Genomic DNA, 20681 nt, shown 5'->3' with positions numbered 1-20681 from the left:
TGACTTATAATTCACTATAAGTAGGATTAACAGTATTTAATGTATTGTTCAACTCTTTCAACTGGACTGGTGAAGTGTTCTGAAGTAGACAAATGCTTCTGCTAATCTGGAACCATACCAAGAAAAATACTCTCCATCTACTAAAATCACTTTAGCATCTGGAAGCATTTTTATTACTTCATTCTTATGTGTTTCAGAAAAGGGAAATGGTTCTGATGATAATAGAATAAGATCAAGACCTTTTAATTTTGGCAATTGTTCTTCAGAAATTTCTGGATATCGATCCTGATGACCAAACATATTTATAAATCCATTAATCCCTAACAAATGATGAATAAATGTTCCTTTACCTGCCACCATCCAAGGTTTACGCCAAATAAAATAAGCTATTTTTTTTTTGGGTTTATCCTTTACAAATTCTAAAAAATCTCGTAACTCTAACCTAATTTTAGAAACTAGTGTTGCAGCTTGACTAGTCTTATTAAAAATCTTACCATACTGATCAATCAACTCTAAAGATTCTTCTACAGTACTTATATCTGACACATGAACTGTATACTCTTCTTGCAATGTTTCAACAATCTCTTTTGTATTCTCTTCTTTATTACATAAAATAATATCAGGATCTAATTCACGGATTTTATCTAGATGAATATTCTTAGTTCCACCAATCACACTCTTTTCTTTTCTTATAGTTTTCGGATGTACACAAAACTTAGTAACACCTACTATACAATTTGATAAACCCATTGCAACCAGAAGTTCCGTTTGAGATGGAACTAAGGAGATAATACGCATAGGAGTCGAAGTTATCCTAATATCTCTACCTAATTGATCTGTATATATCATACTTTTTTCTTAAGTGTATTCCTGAAGTTATTCTGTAATCATAAAAAAATCATAAACTCCTAATAATTAGTGTTTTAAAATTAGGAATTCCTACAAATACCTCTTATATTGTAGGAAAGAATATTAATTTAAAAATTTTGGGGCTATGGATTCAGTATTACTTAACATTATTTTCTATGGTTTTTTATCACTGGTTGTATTTTTTATCACATATGGACTTGTGGGATATGCGAAACAAGTGTTTAAAGCTAATAGACGTTAATTTTTTTAATCATTCGTAGAGAGATTGTTTTCTCTAAGTTATTGATTAAAAAGAAAAAAGGAAACTGAGTATACGTTCAGCTTCCTTTTTTTATTTTTTAACTTTTAAAATTTCTTCCATTTGTTGCTGAAGTTCCTTTGCTTTTTCTCTTGCAACTATATCAAAATCCAGTCCGTTTGAAGCATATATGATTCCTCGTGATGAATTGATTAACAATCCAATTTGATCATTAATTCCATATTTGCATACATCTTGCAGGTTTCCACCTTGGGCACCAACTCCTGGAACTAATAAAAAGCTATCTGGAATAATCTTTCTGATATCTGCCAGATATTCTGCTTTTGTTGCTCCTACTACATACATTAAGTTCTTTGAATTTTGCCAACCTTTAGAGGTTTCTAATACTTGCTTGTACAATTCTCTTCCATCAACATTTTTAGTTTGAAAATCAAAAGCACCTTGATTAGAAGTAAGCGCTAACATAATCGTATGCTTTCCCTTAAATGCTAAAAATGGTTCTATAGAATCCTTACCCATATAAGGAGCTACAGTGATAGAATCAAATTCTAAATCCTCAAAAAAAGCTTTAGCATACATGGCACTTGTATTACCAATATCTCCTCGTTTTGCATCGGCGATAGTAAATATCTCTGGATAGTTTGTATTTAGGTACTTAATGGTCTTTTCTAAAGATTCCCACCCCTTCAATCCATATGCTTCATAAAAAGCAGTATTCGGCTTATATGCTACAGCCAGATGGTGTGTAGCATCAATAATTTTTTTATTGAACTCAAAAATTGGATCTTCTTCTTCTAATAAATGCTTCGGAATTTTAGTGAGGTCTACATCCAGCCCTACGCATAAAAAGGATTTCTTTTTCCATATTTGATCTACAAGTTCCTGAGTTGTCATTTTCTACTATAATTTGTGTTGTATAAAACTATTCTTTTCCATCTACATAGTCCTGTAGATAGGCATATCCAGCTGTCAATTTACCATATTGTGTCATTCTTGCACGTTCTAAAACTCCATCTACATCGTTATTAAAAAATGCAGGAATCACGTGTTCCAAAAACATATCTCCAAAACCTTCACTAGCATCCTTAGGTAACTCACAAGGTAAATTATCTACTGCCATCACGACTACAGCTTCTGGATCTTTAAAATCCACTTCTTCCTCTCTATCCGGGTGGTATCCGTAAATAGGGTCCGCAATAGTAGACGGTCTGATTGTAGTAGCTACAGGGCCGTCAATATCACAAGAAACATCCGCCACTACCTTAATATTAAAGTCTGATGATTTCGCGTCTTCTCTGGTATAAATAAAAGGAGCTCCATCTCCAAAAAAATGACCAGCGATATACATATCACTAACTTTAGCAAATCTCATAAAATCACTAATATATTCTTGTGGATTGTTATAAAAATCACTTTTGTCAATCACCTGACCATCCTTACGCTTGTTATAATCCAACACATCAATCTGTGTATAGACTGGCTCATTAAAAGTAATGGTTAGGTAATCATCGACAGAAACTTCTTTAATTTTCATTGCATCCAAAATTTCTTTGGCTCCACAACCTACTTTACCTTTTCCGGTAAGCACAATCTTTATATTTGGTAAATTAATCTTAGATAACTCTGATTCTAATGCTTTTTGATCTAGTAAGGTTTCTGCTTTAGGAAGCTGAAAACTATCATTCTTCATACCCAAAGCTCTAAAACCATTATAGGCACCAACAATGCCAGCATATCGCCCAAAACCGATTAATCTAAACCCTTTTTGGTTAACAATCACTTCGTGATCATACAACTCGATGTTTTTATCAAGGATTGCATTAAGTAATTTTCTATTATAGGGTTGTTTTTTGATGGTATGCGAAAAGAAAAAATATTTTTTATTCGGAATTAATGCATCTATTGGGACTTCTTTTACACCAAGCAATACCTCACAATCAGAAAGATCATTAGCAACTTCAAAACCTGCAGTTGTATAATCTTCATCTTTAAAAATTCTAATATCAGAACTTTCTACTTTAAAAGAAGCCTCAGGAAATTTAGTCACGGTGTTACTAAGTCCCTTTGGGGAAAAGACTACCCGACGATCTGGCGGGTTTTTACGCTCTTTGATAATTCCGAATGTAGTCATATAGTTTTGGTATATATTTTGTTTATGTAAAAGCGCGGCTAAGATATGACAAATATGATTATCTTTGCCCACCATAATTCTGAATTCAGAATTATGAATAAGTAACTAGATATAGTATTAAAAAGTTCCCGAAACAAGTTCGGGATTTAATTCGATTACGAAAATCGAAGATTTACTATCTCATTAAAGGGGTCGACTGGTTTTGACAGCGAGATTAATAGAGTGGTAAGCACGTCGAGCGCTGGGATATAGCTCGTAAATATCATGTTTCACCTTTTTTAAACGGCGAGAATAACTACGCCCTAGCTGCATAATCCGAATTATAGTAGGATAATGCCTCGGCTCACTAGGTGAGCAAGCAGGATACTCTTCAAAAGCCTTGGTTTATGGCGTTTGGTTTTGAGTATCGTAAAAGTAGACCTAGAAACTATAGGATCTTGATATAGTTTTGAAATTAATTGAGAATAAGGGGTGCGTTGGCGGTTTTTGGCCGGCAATCCCACGAAAATCTAAACAAAAACTAAGCGTGTAGAAAGCTATTGTATTACTTGTTTGGACGAGGGTTCGAATCCCTCCGACTCCACCTTCAAAAACCACCTTCGGGTGGTTTTTTTGTGCAGTCGCGGGATTCCTCCGCGCGGCAAGCCCGCCTCTTCACTAAAGTCATCCACTGGATGATTTTTTAACGCTCGATCGTCTCCGACTCCACAAAAAACTCCCATATCACTAATGATTATGGGAGTTTTAGAATTATAATATAAAATATAGACAATATAATCTGCCTTTATATCCCTAATTCTTTTTTTACATCACTCATAAGATCCATTCCATCAGCCATAATCATTCCTGTTCCCAGAGTGCTATCAAAAACATAATTAAACCCTTTTGATCTTGCTACTTTTTGAATAGCTACCCTTGCTTTTTCTGTTATAGGTTTTAGCAAATCTGTTTGTTTAGTTTGTAAATCTCTAGCTGCATTTTCTCTATATGAATTAATACTTTGTTCTGTAGCTTGAAGCTCAGATTGTCTTTTTATATTTTCTTCTTTAGTTTTTTGTTCAGCTTCCTGTGTGAATTTTTTTATTGTATTTTGATACTCCAAAACCATTGCCTTAATTTCTGTTTCATAGGTTTTATTTAGTTTTTCAATTTCACGTTTTGCCGCTATAAATTCTGGCATTGCTTCTACAAGTTCTTGAGAAGCTATATGTGCAACTTTTGTTTGGGTATCTACCATAGCAGATGTTGCAAAAATGAGAATAAAAACAAGAAGTAAACTGATTTTTAAATCTTTAAGAGATTTGATGATTTTGATCATAATGTTGATTTTAGTTTTTTGATTTATGAAGCTTTCACCGTATAGACGTATTCTAATATTAATTGTTGCACAAAAAGCACATCACTCATATCTATTTTTGATATCTAGAGTAAACAACAAATAAAACACCAATATTTAACGTTTCATGACTTGATCTTCTCCTTAGTATCTATAATCATTGATCTAATCAATGTATTAATAGTAATAATATCAAAGTAGATAGATTTTTTAAAAATGAATGGTAGTTTTAGTATAATGCACAAAATCACTCATATTTGGTAAGAAACCACATACTTGAGGTAAAATCATAGTATACTACTCCAAAAAAAATGGATAAGTTGCAATGTTTAATCAACTATCGTACACACAAAACTCAACAAAATGAAGAGAACATTCATTGTACTGCTCATCTCACTCCTATGCATGACAGTTACCTCACAAAAAAAAGAACCAATTAGAAACATTAAAGAAATAATTTCTAATCAATTTCTAATCAAAAAAAGTGGTAAAAAAGCGACTTTTGATGATATCGTAAAAGAAGCTGATACTTATTTTAAAATAAGTTGTCCCGGACTGACTTTTGCAGAACTATCTCAGGGGGATTTTAGAGATGGTGATTTCGTAAAATACCAAAGGTGGAAAAGTTTTTGGAAACACCATCTAAATGAAGATGGTACGCTAGGAGATTTCACTCAATCTAAGATATCCAAAAAACGTTCTTCCAATGCCAATTGTCAAGATTCTGATTATAATGCAGAATGGAGTGCCGTAAACTACAACGGTAATTTTGGGTATCAAATTGATATGGGTAGAGTTAGTAGTATTGGTTTTCACCCTACAGATGCAAATATCTTCTGGGTAGGTGCTGCTTTTGGTGGAATTTGGAAAACTACAGATGGCGGTCAATCCTACATCAATCTAAATGACAATTTGCCGCACACAGCTGTCTCAGACATTATTATTAACGCCGCTAATCCAGATAGAATTTTTATTGCATTAAGTGATATCGTTTGGTATGGTCCTTCTGGTATTGGTATATATGAATCAAATGATGGAGGCGTAAGCTTTGCGCCAACTAACTTAACATTTACCTTACCACAAAATATTAGAATTTATGAAATAGATGTAAACCCAAATAATCCTTCAGAAGTTTTAGTTGCAACCTCAGACGGATTATATAGAACAACAGATTATTTTACTACTACTACTAAAATAATTAATGCAAATATTAGAGCGGTAAAATATAGCTTAAACTCTAACGATGTCTATGCAGGTGGTTCTAGTGGTCAGTTCTATTTAAGTACCGACAACGGACAGAGTTTTAACTTAAAAAACGATTTTGGAAGTGGTCAGGTTAGAATTTCAATTTCAACCAAATCCAATTCTGGATATGTAGCTATTACAAACGGTTCTATATTAAATGTTTCATCAGATTTTGGCCAAAATTTTAATCAAAAAACATTACCCGAATCTAATTGTGTTGTTTCCTTTGCCAATAATTCTGATGCCGATATTGTAGTTGGAAACTTTGAATGTTATGCCTCTAGTAATGAAGGAGACACTTTTCAGGCTACTACACAATGGTTAGGACAAAACGGTCTACCTTTTATACACGTGGATCAACGAAACATTTACAGGAACCCATTACAATCAGATTTTATCTATTATTGTAATGACGGAGGTATTTTTAGGTATTCTGTATCTAATAAATCTTTTAGCAACCTTTCTTCTGACTTATTTATCACTCAATACTACGACATTGCAGTTTCGCAAACCGATCCTAATATACTAGGAGCAGGATCTCAGGATAACGGAAATGTAACCAGAAACTCTAATGGTACTTGGCAAAGTTATGAACCCACTGCCGACGGAATGGGTCAAGAAATAGATTTTAATAATCCTAGTATTAGATATTATGCTATTCAAAATGGAGCTCTAAGAAAATGGGTAAACGGAACCCGAACTTTTATTTCTCCTCCAGGAGAAGATCAACAAGGTGCCTGGGAAACTCCTTTTAAACTTGATCCTAATAATTCTAATCGTATTATTATTGGATACAATAGTGTATATGCATCAGATGATCAAGGAGCCAATTGGACTGTTATTGGCAATAATATAAGTCCCTCTCAGGATTTAGAACAAATTGCTATTGCAAAAACAAATTCTGATAAAATATATGCTTCTCGAAGTAATGTTGTTTATGCTAAGGATGCAGCTAGTTTGAATTGGACATCCAGTTCTACTCCTGTAAATCAATATATTTCTGATTTAGAAGTGCATCCTACAGACGAGAATACCGTTTTCATTTCGTATGGTGGATATACTAATAATGGCAAAGTTTATAAATCGACTGATGGAGGAAATAGTTGGCAAAATATATCCTATAATTTACCAAATATCCCTGTCTTATCATTGGAGACTTATGACACTTTAGAAGGTTCTATTTTTATTGGAACATATAATGGTGTATTCTTTCTAGAAGACGGAACTCAGGAGTGGAAAAAATATGGATGCTTGCCGAATACATCAGTTAATGATATTGAAATTCAGTATTTAAATGAAGACAAAATATTTATAGGAACGCATGGAAGAGGAATTTTTGAAGCTTCGCTATCACCTTTACAGTGTAATGAAGTAGTTACTCCATATGTAAATAACGGAACCGAATGGTTACAGCAAAGTACTCTTGATATTTGTCTTGGCGCAAATATTTATTTAGGAATGCAAAATATAGGGTCAGAAAATGTACAAATACAATACCCGGATGGAACTATTGATAATACTCCGGATGTATCTACAGCATGGATCTTTAATGATGTTCAGGTCTCAGATTCTGGTTCATACCTGATTTCTTATAACAATGGATCTTGTATTGCACAAACAACAATCGTATTGAATGTACAGGAACCTCTTGCACTCACTCCATTTGTAAATGATGGAACCAGTTGGTTTCAACAAGATAATCTGGAAATTTGCGAAGGAGCAAGTATCTATCTTGGAGTTCAAAATGCAGGCACATCTAATTTCGAATTAGAATACCCCGACGGAACCATAGATACAACTCCTGATTTATCAACCGCATGGCAATTAACCAATGTATCACCATCCGATTCTGGGACCTATATAGTGAGGTATAAAAATCAAAATGCATGTGATGAAGATAGCACTCAAAATCTAAACCTGACAGTATACCCACCTAATCAAGACTTATCTAATGCGGTACAAATAAATATAGATAATAATGGGTACACGAACTTAGAAAATGCTACCGAAATGAATATCAATACAGGCAGTAATTTCAGCTTACGACTACCATCTAATCTATACGATGGTATACTAACCTGGACAGGACCAAATAATACAACATATTCATCAGAAGAGATTTCGTTTACTTCAGTTTCGGATAATGACACTGAAGTAGAAGGTAATTGGTTGGTACAAGTCGATTTTTCAAATGATTGTAATGGAGCATCTCAAACCATACAATTTACTATCAATATCGAAGAATCAACGTTAAGTATATCAGAATTGGATAAAAGCAACATTAACATTTATCAAAACCTATTACTTAATCTTGTCTATATCAATGGAATTCCGAGTAATTCAAAAACTCGTATTTCAGTTTTAGATATTAATGGAAAGCTGATACAAACTATATCTCCAAATTCGTTAAATCGAACTACGGAAATAATTGATTTATCTGGATATAGAAATGGCGTTTATGTTTTGATTCTGGAATACGGAACTTCGAAATTGATAAAAAAAATAATCAAAAGCTCTTAGTGCGCTATTTTATATAGTAGTTATTAATAACAAAACATCTCCCATATCCAAAAAAATCCGGATATGGGGATGTTTTATCTGTTTTTAAAATGATAATCTGCCTACTCAAGTGGAGTAAAATCATCTAATATCGACACTATCGTTGCCTTTGTAGAACCTTTTTATCTCCATATGGTTACCTACATACACTTTGATTAAGTATAGCCCTTCATCTAGTATAGCAAGATCGATCTCCCTATCGAGATGTAATTTTTTTTGAATTCTTATAAAACCAGATTTGTCTATAATCTTAATTAACATAGGTTCTTTTACATCAGATAAGATAGTAATCGATTGCTGGGTAGATGTAGCATCAAGCTCAAAAGAAAATGTTTTATCATTTGCAAAAGCTAGCCCATTAGTTTCAGTATAATCTAAGTTGGAATGCAAAGAAGTTAAACCAACAAAAAACAATATAATAAGTAGTATTTTTTTCATAATTTCTATTTTGCCTTAAGATACTAACAAACAAGATCTTACGGTGTTAAAGATTCCCCAAAAAGATTTAAAAGCATTTGTTTTTAGAAAAATTTATGTGTTGTTTAGGGCATTACAATAACATTTTTAGATGTTGAGTTTTATAAAGTACTAATTATATTATTCTTTTTAAAAAGTTTACTTACTCAAGTTAACTGAACATTAAACAAAACTATTTTACTTAAAAAAGTTTGATTTTAAGAATCCTAAAACAAAAAATACAAGTACAAATACATTAAAACAATCCTATAATCCCTTTAATCTATACAAAACACAAAGAAGCAAAGTAAGTTTTAACTTACTTTATCTGTGATAATGATTCTAAATTACCATTATTAAAAAACCTACTAAAACACTAGATTATTTGCTTTTCACTACGAATCAAATACACTTAATACATTATTTAACAGTATTTTGATGCACTTATCTTTGGCTAAAAAAAACACCTTTATGTCGAAAACTCTAACACCTTGCGCAAACAAAGAGAAATAAAATATAACTTTATAAGGTTCATACACAAACTTAACACTAATGAAAATATCAAACCACACCCAAGTTTTTTTCCACATCGTTTCTATGCCTATTTCTTATTTGCAAAAACATCCGTTTCAGTAGCTTTATAATCACAGCGCATAATTAAATCAACTCAGCAATACACTCCACAAACCGAACCAGGATAATTGTTGATATTTCATAATAAATCCCTAAAAGCTATGAAAGAATATAGTGTTGTTGTCGCTTATGATGACCCCTTAAAGAGATTGGGAATCAAAGCGATGTTAGAAGCTCCTAAAGACCTAAAATTCACCTTATATGACGATATCAGTGATTTACAAAATATACGAAAAGTAATTGTAAATAATCAACCGGATTTTATCGTAATTGATGCTACTTTGAATTCTAATGATTCTGGAATCGAATTAGCAAAATACACCAAATTACATGCTACCCGAACTAAGATTGTTATTATGGCTTTTACCTTAGAAGAGTGGCTAATTAAGGAGCTTAAAGATTTAGAAATCAAATGGATTCTTTATAAAGCCGACACCGTAGAAAACATCATGAAATGCGCAGGAAGAGCATTCGAAAACAAACCGTATATCAGCAGAGTATTCAGAGAATCTTGGTGGAAAGAAAAGGCCAATCCAATACTTGGAGTTTCAGATAAGTCATATGACCAATTATCAAAAACAGAGGTAAAAATACTAAATGAAGTGGCTTTAGGAAAAACTAATAAAGAAATAGCCTTTGATCTTTTTAAAAGTGAAAAGACCATAAAAAACCACCGACAAAACATTTGCAAAAAGCTACAAATCACTGGCAGTAATGCACTCTTTAAATACACTATGAAACTAAAAGATGTATATCATTGATCCGCGGAGTACAATTAAAAATGAGTACATGTGCCCATGTTTTTCATAAATAGAGTTTCTAATTTTCGAGTTTGAAAGGAATAATTCTAATAATCAATCAAATGCATTAGGATTATAAAACGAACTACACACAAACTCATCATTATGAAAAACACTACACTAAAAGTTTTATTTACTTTTTTACTATTTGCATCAATATCCAGTGCTCAAGAGCTTATTTTAAAAAAAGATAACAAATTACACACTCAGAATTTAAAAAATCAAAAAACTAGCATATTAGAACAGAAAAAGGCTTCATTACATATTACAACCACCATTGATAATATCGTGCAACAAATTCAAAATATCTCTGATAAAATAAGTATAACTCCAGATTTTGATTTTTTTCAAGGTATGCAGAGTCCCTATGATCCGGATATATGGGTTTATCTAGAAAGGGAACAAATAGGAGGTGCTTTTAACTTAAAGAAAGTTAATCTAAAAAATAATAAGCAAACTACTTTACAAAGTAAAACAAATAAAGATCGAAAAGAAATTGTTCTAAAACCCATTGCCTGGACAAAAAATCCTAATCAATTTTTTGTGGAAGCCTTATATCTGGATATGGCAGAAGAACACGAAGGAATTTTTATCTATGACTTACAAACGAATAATATTGAGGAGCTTGTAATTCCATTTCAATATACTAAAACCCCACTACTCTCACCTCAACGTGATCGTTTTATATTCTCTGGATCAACTAAGAAAAAAATAGACCATTTGCATGGTATTTCTGATATTATTTATGAATATGAAATCGAAACGAAACAAAGTAAAACTATTAGTAAATCAATAGAAAAACCAATTGAAGTCTTAGGTTGGAACAACCTTTCAAAACACAAAAAAAATATATCAAGTAACCAAAAATCTGCATTATCTTATTATTTACCATGGGATTTTGGAAGAGAAAATTGTGTTTCCAGACATGGTACTCCTGGTCCTACCGGATCACATACTCCTGTTGGTCAATGTGGTTTTTTTACTCCTGGTGGTCATCATGGGTATCACGCCATTGATTTTGCCACTACTCAGTCAAGAGATGATAATGTTCGCGCATCAGCTGCAGGAACTGTATCTTTTTCGGGTATAAGCGGAAGTTTATCTAGTGGCTATGGTAGATTAGTTATTATAAGACATAGCGATGGTACACGTACCTATTATGCACATAACAAAACATTGTTAGTTAGTCAAGGGCAATCTGTACAGAAAGGACAAGTAATTGCTCTAGAAGGCACCACTGGTGGATCTACCGGAGATCATATTCATTTTGAGTGGAGAGCCGCAGGAGGAAACTCTCCTACTCCTGGATCTTTTGTAGATGCCGGACAACCGAGACAAAACTATATTTATCGCTCTCAGAATACTTTTGGATCACAGGCAGATACACAAGCTCCGACAACCTCCATAAGTGCTGTTGGTGGAAATACTCAATCTGGAAATTTTACGACCAATTATAATGATACCGACAATGTGGGAGTCACACGTAGGTTCTATCAAGCATTAGAAAAATATGGTAGTAATTGGTATGCCAATCGAGGTAATGGATTCTTTAATGATAATTTTAATGTTTTTTATTCAGGATATGTAAAAGGTTCTGGTAATTGGACGGTTAACAACGGGCATCTGCGACAATCCGATATTTCTTCTGACAATACAAAACTAAACACCTTTTTATCTCAAAATTCAGGACTTCCGTATTTATATGAATTCTCTGCAAAAATAATATCAACTAGTGGTCCTCGAAAATTTGGGATTCATATCATGGCAGACAATCCTGACCAAAGTCAAAGAGGAAACTCCTATCTAATATGGTTTAGCGGGGAAGATAATAAGGTAAGAGTCTACGAAACTGTAAATAATCAGCTAAATTTCAGAGCTATTGATGATGTACCTTTAGATAATAAGTGGGCAAATTACAAGATTACTTATAGTCCTGGATTTGGTGTTATAGAAATATTTAGGAATAATAATTCTATTCTTAAGTGGACGGACCCATCACCCATTAAAAACGGTAGTACTATTTCTCTTAGAACAAACAAAACAAGTATAGAATTTGATGACCTAAAAGTATATAAATTCAGAGCTGATAATACAACAACAATATCTGCTGGATCGGCTGTTACTAAAGATATTAGAAGAAGAAACGGAAAAATCAAAAGTTTGGTAAGAGATGCCGCCGGTAATTGGTCTTCTCCTGGTAATCTAGATGTCACTATTAATTCACTTACACGCCAAAATACAAATATACAAGATGACACTTTTGTTAATCATCCTGTAGAAGTATATCCTAATCCTACAAATGGAAAAGACATCATGCTTAGTTATCAATCACTAGCAGGTTCATCTACGTTTATATCGATTATTGATATAACGGGTCGCATATTAAAATCTTTTCGAGAACATACTAAAGAATCTCAAAATCATACTATAGATCTTAGCAACCACTTTACTTCAATTCAAAATGGTCAGTATTTTATTAAAGTAAGTGGTGATATGGGTTCTAAAACGATTCCGGTTATCAAGAATTAAGTTTGTAAATGTGTGTGTAAAAGGGTTCCATGTTTTTTGGTTAACAACTATGATAAGATAGCTTATCGGAACCCTTTTCCTTTTCATACATACTACTAGAAGATAAATTAAAACACAAACATCCTATGAAAACTACAAAACAAATAGTATGCATCATCATATGCTTGCTACTTAATCAAATCACACGATCCCAAATTATATCTAACAGTATTCCTATAACCGATGACGGAGAATATAGCACTCCTATCTGGGCTCCTAACGGACAAAAAATACTCTTTACAGATCATCATAACGATGCTTTATTCATTGTAGATCTCACCAATTCCAATCAAATAAAAAAAATAAAAAATGGTTTAGGTATTGGATACTTAGCTAATTGGTCGGCAGATAGTCAGAGTATTATTTTTAGAGAAAAACCGGAAGGCGAATTATTTGGAAACTTAATAGTAAAAAGCTTACATCTACAAACAGGCAAAGAAAAAATATTAAATGACATCCATCCTGATAACACCAATCTATCTCTTAGGGCAAAATCAAATAAAAACTTAATCGTATATATCAATTTAGAAACGCTTAAGCTAGAAGCTAAAGAAGGAATGAATGGAAAACCTTGGGTAATCACACAAGAAAAAGGTCAATTCTACCATCCTATTATTTCTCCTGATCAAATGATGGTAATTGTTCATGAAGGGCCAAACATATACTTATATTCGATTTATGGAAAACAAGATCGAAAATCCTTAGGAATGGGACTAGCAAGTTCGTGGTTACCAGATAGCAGTGGGATAATTACTTTTGAAGATCAAAGTGATGACGGACATACTATTTCTGCTTCTGATTTATTTCACATTGCAACAGATTCCGCAAAAAAAACTCGATTAACAAATTCTGATGATAAAATCGAAACTTGGGGAGATATATCTCCTGATGGTAAAAGAATTGCTTTTTCTGATGAAAAAACAGGAAGAATTTTTGTAGCTGATCTCACTCTTAAAAACTAATCCCATGAAAAACATAATTAAAATCTTTACTATAAAACCGCTACTTGTCATTATCTTTTTGTTTTCTTTAGCATCTCAGGCTCAAGTCGTTGTTATAGATCCAGGACATGGATATGCTTCTGACGGCAGCAACCCAGACGGAAGAACGGACACCGAACACGCAACCGCATTATCCGTAGGAATTAAGTTAAAAGACTTAATTGAAAATGGTTGTGATGGATGGTCTGTAAGATTAACTCGGAGCACACGAAATGGTTGGTTAACCTTAAGCCAACGTAGAGCAATTTCTAATAACTGGAGAGCAGATCGATTTATCAGTATTCATTGTAATGCGGGAGGAGGAACAGGAACCGAAACATTTTGGTGTAACCGAAGTAATTCTCCTCAATCTTCGAATAGCAGGTTTTCAAGACAAATTCAGGATAGAATGGTAGAAAAAGGACAATGGAGAGATCGTAGATCTGTAGAGGATGGTTCTTATATTTTTCACCTTGGAGTGCTAACCGGAAATAACGCTGTTGGAGTGCTTAGTGAAATTGGGTTTGTTGATTCTGGAGATGCCACAAAACTATTAAATAACACTTGGAGAGATAGATTTGCAGATGCATATTTAACTGCTCTTCAGAATGATTTAGGTAGAAATTGTACTACACCACCCTCGGGAGATACTGTAGCTCCAACCACGACTATTTCTGCAACAGGTGGGAACACACAATCAGCTGATTTTACTGCCAATTTTAATGACAATGATAATGTAGGAGTCACACGTAGGTTCTATCAAGCTTTAGAAAAATATGGTAATAACTGGTATGCCAATCGAGGTAATGGATTCTTTAATGACAACTTTAACGTTTTTTATTCCGGGTACACCCAAGGAGCTGGTAATTGGTCAATTAATAATGGACATCTACTTCAAGCTAACACCTCATCTGATAACACCAAGTTAAATACCTTTTTATCTCAAAACTCAGGGTTACCGTACTTATATGAATTTTCAGCCAAAACAATATCAACTAGCGGTCCACAAAAGTTCGGTATTCATATTATGTCGGATGATGTAACACAAAGTCAAAGAGGCAATTCTTATCTAATATGGTTTAGCGGAGAAGACAACAAAGTCAGAATTTATGAAACAGTAAATAATCAATTAAATCTTAGGGCTATTGAGGATGTTACTCTGGATAATAATTGGGCTAATTACAAAATTACATATAGTCCAGCCTTTGGAGTATTGGAAATTTTTAGAAATAATAATTCTTTATTGCGATGGACGGATACATCTCCGATTAAAAACGGAAGTTCCATTTCTTTAAGAACTAATAAAACCAGTGTAGAATTTGACGACCTTAAAGTTTATAAATTCAGAGCAAATCAATCCCAAACTATTACTGCGGGGTCTGCGGTTACCAAAGACATTAGAAGACAAAATGGAAAAATCAAAAGCTTAGTCAGAGATGCTGCAGGGAATTGGTCTACACCAGGAAATCTGGATGTAATCATCAGCTCTCTTTCTAGACAGAACCCTAACCTTGTTGATGATACTAAACTTAAAAATGATACTCCGATCATTTACCCAAATCCAACAACTGGTAAATATTTAACACTTACTTATAATGGAATTTCTAATCAGTCAACGGAAATTTCGATCTGGGATATTACCGGTAAATTAATAAATAAAATGAATGATAAACCTTCAGACAACAATCAAAGAAATATTGATATTAGTACATTGCTTAAAAATGTAACCTCTGGAAATTACATCATAAAATTGAAAAGTGGTAAAAACGTATTCTATTCCAGAATATTGAAACAATAGATGTTAAATAGAATTATATATAACAAAACCGACCATATTATGGTCGGTTTTATTAATTTATAGTATGTATAAAGGCTTCTCTTAAATTATTTAACCAAAGTCTTCCCCTTATATTTCCATTCAGTAATTCCGCCATCTAAGTCATAAATCTTGGTAAATCCAGCTTTTTTCATATATGCAGAGCATTTACCGCTTCTTCCTCCACGACCACAATATACGGCCACAGGTTTTGATTTATCCACTTCAGAGATCAAAGTCTCGAAGTTCTCATCACTAAAGTCTATATTAATGGCACCTTCGATATGCCCCTCCGCATATTCTTGTGGTGTGCGAACATCTACTAATTGTACTTTTTCCATTTCCAGTAGAGAATCCATTTCTTCTACTGTAATAAGCTCTACAGCAGTATCCTTAGTATTATTATCTTTACAATTAAATAATAAAATTGAAAGAATAACTACGGTTAATATTGTTTTAATCTTCATAAGTATTATTAGAAATATTATTCGGCAACTTCGCCATCCCAATTCATAAAGCCACCGATTAAATTATAAGTAGTTTCGAAACCCATTTGATTCATTAACGTACAGGCTTGTGCACTTCGAGCTCCAGAACGGCAATACACGTAATAATTTTTGGACTTATCTAGTTTTTCTACTTCATCGAGAAAACCTTGTCCCATACGTATATCAAGATTAAGCATATTTGGTATAAAACCATCTTCTACTTCTTCTTCTGTTCGTACATCAAGAATTATTGCATTATTATCTTTAGAGATAAGATCTTCCCATTGATCTTGTGTTATATCTTCGGCCATTTTATATTTCCTTTTTTTAATTGAACTTTTATCGATGCAATTCCTTACAAATATAAGAGTCCTAAACGAATTGTACGAAGCCATACATTCATTTATCCAAAAATATAGTGTTATAACGCTTATGCTTTTATACTACAACCAATAGCTTTTGTAGTTTCAACAGGAATTTTTTCTCCTTTTAGCAAAGCGTTAACTGCATCTTCTACATATTTTTGATCAGCTGATGATGCATCTTTGTAGTTATTATCGATCGCACCAATGTATCGAACCATATTACCATTTGTAGTCTTTTCTAGAATATATACGTGTGGAGTCTTTGTAGCTCCATATTGTGGATAAATCTTTTGTCCATCATCAAATAAATAAGGAAATGTAAATCCTTTCTCCTTAGCTCTAACCTTCATATTATCGAAACTATCTGTAGGATACGCCTTAGGATTATTGGGATTAATTGCAATCACAGGATAACCTTTTGATTTAAAAGCTTTATCTAATTCAATAATTCTATCTTCATAAGCTACAGAATATGGACAATGATTACAGGTAAAAATGACAATAAAACCTTTAGCATCTTTATAATCTGCTAAAGACACCATAGTATCATCAATATTCTTAAGTTTAAAATCTGTTGCAGTATCTCCTATAACATATCCTGCATCGGTCTTAGATACATTAACTCTATCAATCGCAAATGCACTTACGGCAAGTACTAAAACAACGGCTACTAAAATCTTTAAAGTTTTCATTTGTTTGTTCTATTAAGTTTTACGTATTAGGATTAGAAACTTGTTCTAATATTATAATATCTTTTTCAGTTCTCTTTCCAACTCATCATATGTAAAAGATCTTTCATAAAAATTTGACGTATTTCCTTTATATATAATCGTTGCAGGAATAGAGCCTGACCAATTTTCATTTACTTTGGGGATCCAGCTATTCGCATCTGGATCATCTAGTAGTACAATTTTACTTTGTATACGTTGTTTTCTAACAAAAGGGATCAATTTAGATTCTACTTGATTAGGAAGATCTAAACTAACCAAAATCACCTCAACCTCATTATCTGGATACCTGCTATTAATCAACTCGAAATAAGGTAATTCTGCAACACAAGGTTTACACCATGTAGCCCAGAAATTAATAATCCGAGTTTTTCCATCATTGATGCTTAGTAAATACTCAAAATTTTTAAAATCATAGACCGGTATCTCCACACCTTTACCAGAAAATACATTAGAAGCCTCTATAGCTACTTTCTGCTCTCCTTTGCAATTCACCAACAATATGGCTAATCCTATGTATATCCACTTCTGCATTATACTAATGTATTAAAACACGTCATTACCCAAAAGGAAATTAACAAGGTTTATGTAGTTCATAAAGAGAATTTTAGGATTTCGGCATTTTTTTCAATTAAACAATGATAATATTTAACAATAGTAATCGTGAGAACTTTAACAAAGAATTAGTATCTATTTATCGTTTCTTAAACATTTAATCACATACATTTGTATATACAAATATTGTATAGACAAATGAATATTGAAGACATCATAAAAACTAAAAAAGAACTTCCTCTTTCCAGAAAAGCGATTGTAAACCTATTGTATACCGAAAACTGGATAAGTGATCAGATAAATTCTGAATTGAAGATTTATGACATCTCTATTCAACAATTTAATGTACTTAGAATTCTTAAAGGTCAAGAAGGTAAACCTGCTAATTTATCTACCATACAAGAGAGAATGGTAAGTAAAATGAGTAACACCACAAGACTGGTTGATAAACTTATCAAAAAAGATCTAGTAAAAAGAGTAACCTGCGAATCCAACCGAAGAAAAGTAGAAATTACGATCACTACACACGGCTATAAATTTTTAGAAGAAGTAAGTCCTGCTATGAATAATTTCGAAGAAAGGATAACATCTAATCTTTCGCAAGAAGAGTTAATTACACTAAATAACCTATTGAATAAACTTAGAAATTAATTAAGTAACACATTTATATAATCATTAAATTTTAAAAATCATGAAAACTAAACTTAAATCATTATTATTAGCATTTACTTTAATAGCTACTGTATCTATTTATGCACAACAAAAGCAAATCAACGCTACAGAAAGCTCTATTAACTGGACAGGTAAAAAAGTTACAGGTCAGCATACGGGAACGCTTAATTTCTCTAGTGGATTCCTAACCTTTAAAGACAACAACTTAAGTGGAGGAGAATTTGTAGTTGATATGACTTCTCTTGTAGTTACCGATCTCGAAGCGGGAAAAGGAAAAGAAAAGCTTGAAGGACATCTTACTTCAGATGACTTCTTTGGTGTTAAAAACCACAAAAGTGCTAAGCTAGTAATAAAAGAAGCATCAAAAATGGATGGAGGTTATAAAATCAAAGGAGACCTTACCATCAAAGGAAAAACACACCCAATTACTTTTGATCTTGCTGTAAACGGAGCTTCTGCTTCAACTACACTAAACGTAGACAGAACTAAATATGACATCAAATACGGATCTGGAAGTTTCTTTGACAATTTAGGAGATAAAACCATTTCTGATGAGTTTGAACTAGCAGTAAATTTAAAAATGTAATTTTTTGTTTTTTGAATTACAATAAATTTATATATTTGACTCAAGAAATTAGAAAATGAATTTAATCTTAACAAATACCTGGTGGTGGTCATCTTATAACGAAAACGTCGTGAGATAGATCCTGTCATATAGTTAAGTAAACATATCAAAGGCTTGTCAAATCACGACAAGCCTTTTTTTTGTTCGTATAAATAAGGGGTTTATAAATTATTAATATCAAAATGTAACATGAGTTATACATTAACTACACATTTCAAACAAATTCTAGCAGATACTATCACTCCGGTAAGTGTGTATCTAAAAATTAGAGATCGTTTTCCTAATAGTTTGTTATTAGAAAACAACGATTACCGAGGTAGTGAGAACAGCTTTTCTTATATCTGTTGTAACCCTATTGCTACAATTAAAATTGAAAATGAAACTATTTACCAATCTTTTCCCGACAAATCAATCAAAGAAACTCCGATAACGAAAGACACTAACATTCCTTACATTATAGAGCAATTTGGACAACAATTTAAAACGTCGAAAAGTGACTTCAAGTTTATAAACAATGGTTTATTTGGCTATATCTCTTATGATGCGGTACGATATTTTGAAGATATTGATATTACTAAAAAAGAGGGAGGTTTAGATATACCTGACATGCAATACACTGTTTATCAAAATATCATTGCAATTAGTAACTTCACAAACGAAGCTTGTATTTTTGCACACTGTTATGACTCCGATAGTAATATTGATCAAATAGAATCTTTACTAAAGGTTAAGAACTTTGCTTCATATAATTTCACTACTGTAGAAGAAACTACCTCTAACTTAAATGATGAACAATATAAAGAACATGTTGCCTTAGCTAAAAAACATTGTCAGCGTGGAGATGTTTTTCAACTAGTTCTATCTAAACGTTTTTCTCAGAAGTTTAAGGGTGACGAATTTAATGTATATAGAGCATTAAGAAGTATTAACCCATCTCCTTATCTATTCTATTTTGATTATGGAGATTTTAAAATATTCGGTAGTTCGCCAGAGGCGCAGCTAGTAGTCAAGGATGAAATAGCCGAAATCCATCCAATCGCAGGAACTTTTAAACGAACCGGAAATGATGAACAAGATGCTGAACTAGCTAAAAAATTATCTGCAGACGAAAAAGAGAATGCAGAACACGTTATGTTGGTAGATCTCGCGCGTAATGATTTAAGCCGTAACGGAAGCGAAGTTACTGTAGACACATATAGAGAAGTCCAGTTTTACTCACATGTAATTCATCTGGTAAGCAAAGTAACTGGTAAAAAACATAAGGATACTACAACAATGCAAGTAGTTGCAGACACATTTCCGGCAGGAACACTAAGTGGAGCTCCAAAACATATGGCAATGCAACTTATAGAAAAATACGAAACTGTAAATCGTGATTTCTATGGTGGTGCCATTGGTTTTATGGATTTCTCCGGAAATTTTAATCACGCCATTATGATCAGAACATTTTTAAGCAAAAATCATCAACTACATTGGCAAGCAGGAGCTGGATTAGTTAATGAATCAAATGAAGAAAACGAATTACAAGAAGTATATAATAAACTAGGAGCATTAACAAAAGCATTAAAACTAGCTGAAGAAATATAAGGAGCTGA

General features: G+C 32.7%; 17 protein-coding genes and 1 other RNA gene. 9 read left to right on the top strand and 9 right to left on the bottom strand.

Annotated features, from left to right (window positions below; translation table 11 throughout):
* Positions 1 to 57 precede the first annotated feature (57 nt).
* The 3 genes from Q0829_RS13515 to Q0829_RS13505 form a co-directional block, all read right to left on the bottom strand.
* The gene (locus Q0829_RS13515) at positions 58 to 849 is read right to left on the bottom strand and encodes an ABC transporter substrate-binding protein (protein WP_298543736.1); all 792 of its coding nucleotides are present in this window, start codon (positions 847 to 849) and stop codon (positions 58 to 60) included.
* 352 nt (positions 850 to 1201) lie between these two features.
* On the bottom strand, positions 1202 to 2023 hold the full coding sequence (gene pyrF / locus Q0829_RS13510; RefSeq protein ID WP_298543734.1) for an orotidine-5'-phosphate decarboxylase: 822 nt from the start codon (positions 2021 to 2023) through the stop codon (positions 1202 to 1204).
* A 28-nt stretch (positions 2024 to 2051) separates the two neighbouring features.
* Positions 2052 to 3260, bottom strand: a complete 1209-nt coding sequence (locus Q0829_RS13505) for an NAD(P)-dependent oxidoreductase (protein ID WP_298543731.1) — start codon at positions 3258 to 3260, stop codon at positions 2052 to 2054.
* A 188-nt stretch (positions 3261 to 3448) separates the two neighbouring features.
* Here Q0829_RS13505 and ssrA point away from each other — a divergent pair.
* Positions 3449 to 3846, top strand: a transfer-messenger RNA (tmRNA) gene (gene ssrA / locus Q0829_RS13500).
* Between the two features lie 198 nt (positions 3847 to 4044).
* Here ssrA and Q0829_RS13495 read toward each other — a convergent pair.
* Positions 4045 to 4578 carry an OmpH family outer membrane protein gene (locus tag Q0829_RS13495; protein ID WP_298543729.1) on the bottom strand — a complete coding sequence of 178 codons (534 nt, stop codon included), beginning with the start codon at positions 4576 to 4578 and terminating at the stop codon, positions 4045 to 4047.
* Positions 4579 to 4959: 381 nt separating this feature from the next.
* Between Q0829_RS13495 and Q0829_RS13490 the strand changes: the two genes are divergently transcribed.
* Positions 4960 to 8361 (top strand): T9SS type A sorting domain-containing protein, encoded by a 3402-nt coding sequence (locus tag Q0829_RS13490; protein ID WP_298543727.1) that lies wholly within the window; start codon positions 4960 to 4962, stop codon positions 8359 to 8361.
* Positions 8362 to 8481: 120 nt separating this feature from the next.
* Here Q0829_RS13490 and Q0829_RS13485 read toward each other — a convergent pair whose 3' ends face one another.
* The gene (locus tag Q0829_RS13485; RefSeq protein ID WP_298543724.1) at positions 8482 to 8838 is read right to left on the bottom strand and encodes a T9SS type A sorting domain-containing protein; all 357 of its coding nucleotides are present in this window, start codon (positions 8836 to 8838) and stop codon (positions 8482 to 8484) included.
* 752 nt (positions 8839 to 9590) lie between these two features.
* Here Q0829_RS13485 and Q0829_RS13480 point away from each other — a divergent pair.
* From Q0829_RS13480 to Q0829_RS13465, 4 genes are all read left to right on the top strand, one after another.
* Positions 9591 to 10250 carry a response regulator transcription factor gene (locus Q0829_RS13480; protein WP_298543722.1) on the top strand — a complete coding sequence of 220 codons (660 nt, stop codon included), beginning with the start codon at positions 9591 to 9593 and terminating at the stop codon, positions 10248 to 10250.
* Between the two features lie 144 nt (positions 10251 to 10394).
* Positions 10395 to 12818 carry a peptidoglycan DD-metalloendopeptidase family protein gene (locus tag Q0829_RS13475; protein WP_298543720.1) on the top strand — a complete coding sequence of 808 codons (2424 nt, stop codon included), beginning with the start codon at positions 10395 to 10397 and terminating at the stop codon, positions 12816 to 12818.
* Between the two features lie 125 nt (positions 12819 to 12943).
* On the top strand, positions 12944 to 13819 hold the full coding sequence (locus Q0829_RS13470) for a hypothetical protein (RefSeq protein WP_298543718.1): 876 nt from the start codon (positions 12944 to 12946) through the stop codon (positions 13817 to 13819).
* A 4-nt stretch (positions 13820 to 13823) separates the two neighbouring features.
* Positions 13824 to 15635 carry an N-acetylmuramoyl-L-alanine amidase gene (locus tag Q0829_RS13465; RefSeq protein ID WP_298543717.1) on the top strand — a complete coding sequence of 604 codons (1812 nt, stop codon included), beginning with the start codon at positions 13824 to 13826 and terminating at the stop codon, positions 15633 to 15635.
* An 86-nt stretch (positions 15636 to 15721) separates the two neighbouring features.
* On the opposite strand, the gene Q0829_RS13460 is transcribed toward Q0829_RS13465, so the two are convergent.
* The 4 genes from Q0829_RS13460 to Q0829_RS13445 form a co-directional block, all read right to left on the bottom strand.
* Positions 15722 to 16120, bottom strand: a complete 399-nt coding sequence (locus tag Q0829_RS13460) for a rhodanese-like domain-containing protein (RefSeq protein ID WP_298543714.1) — start codon at positions 16118 to 16120, stop codon at positions 15722 to 15724.
* A gap of 17 nt (positions 16121 to 16137) precedes the next feature.
* Positions 16138 to 16452 carry a rhodanese-like domain-containing protein gene (locus Q0829_RS13455; RefSeq protein ID WP_298543712.1) on the bottom strand — a complete coding sequence of 105 codons (315 nt, stop codon included), beginning with the start codon at positions 16450 to 16452 and terminating at the stop codon, positions 16138 to 16140.
* Positions 16453 to 16571: 119 nt separating this feature from the next.
* Positions 16572 to 17198 (bottom strand): thioredoxin family protein, encoded by a 627-nt coding sequence (locus Q0829_RS13450; protein ID WP_298543710.1) that lies wholly within the window; start codon positions 17196 to 17198, stop codon positions 16572 to 16574.
* 51 nt (positions 17199 to 17249) lie between these two features.
* Complete coding sequence (locus Q0829_RS13445; protein WP_298543708.1) at positions 17250 to 17768, bottom strand: TlpA family protein disulfide reductase; 519 nt, start codon at positions 17766 to 17768, stop codon at positions 17250 to 17252.
* 219 nt (positions 17769 to 17987) lie between these two features.
* On the opposite strand from Q0829_RS13445, the gene Q0829_RS13440 reads away from it, so the two are divergent.
* The 3 genes from Q0829_RS13440 to Q0829_RS13430 all read left to right on the top strand — a co-directional run bounded on the left by Q0829_RS13440 (position 17988) and on the right by Q0829_RS13430 (position 20673).
* Positions 17988 to 18440, top strand: a complete 453-nt coding sequence (locus Q0829_RS13440) for a MarR family transcriptional regulator (protein WP_298543707.1) — start codon at positions 17988 to 17990, stop codon at positions 18438 to 18440.
* Between the two features lie 40 nt (positions 18441 to 18480).
* Positions 18481 to 19047, top strand: a complete 567-nt coding sequence (locus Q0829_RS13435) for a YceI family protein (RefSeq protein ID WP_298543705.1) — start codon at positions 18481 to 18483, stop codon at positions 19045 to 19047.
* Positions 19048 to 19275: 228 nt separating this feature from the next.
* Entirely contained in the window at positions 19276 to 20673 is a 1398-nt protein-coding gene (locus Q0829_RS13430) for an anthranilate synthase component I family protein (RefSeq protein WP_298543702.1), read from the top strand.
* Positions 20674 to 20681 lie beyond the last annotated feature (8 nt).

Origin of the sequence: uncultured Aquimarina sp., from assembly GCF_947492405.1 — a bacterium.
Taxonomy (GTDB): domain Bacteria; phylum Bacteroidota; class Bacteroidia; order Flavobacteriales; family Flavobacteriaceae; genus Aquimarina.
This window is presented reverse-complemented; position numbering and strand designations above follow the sequence as displayed.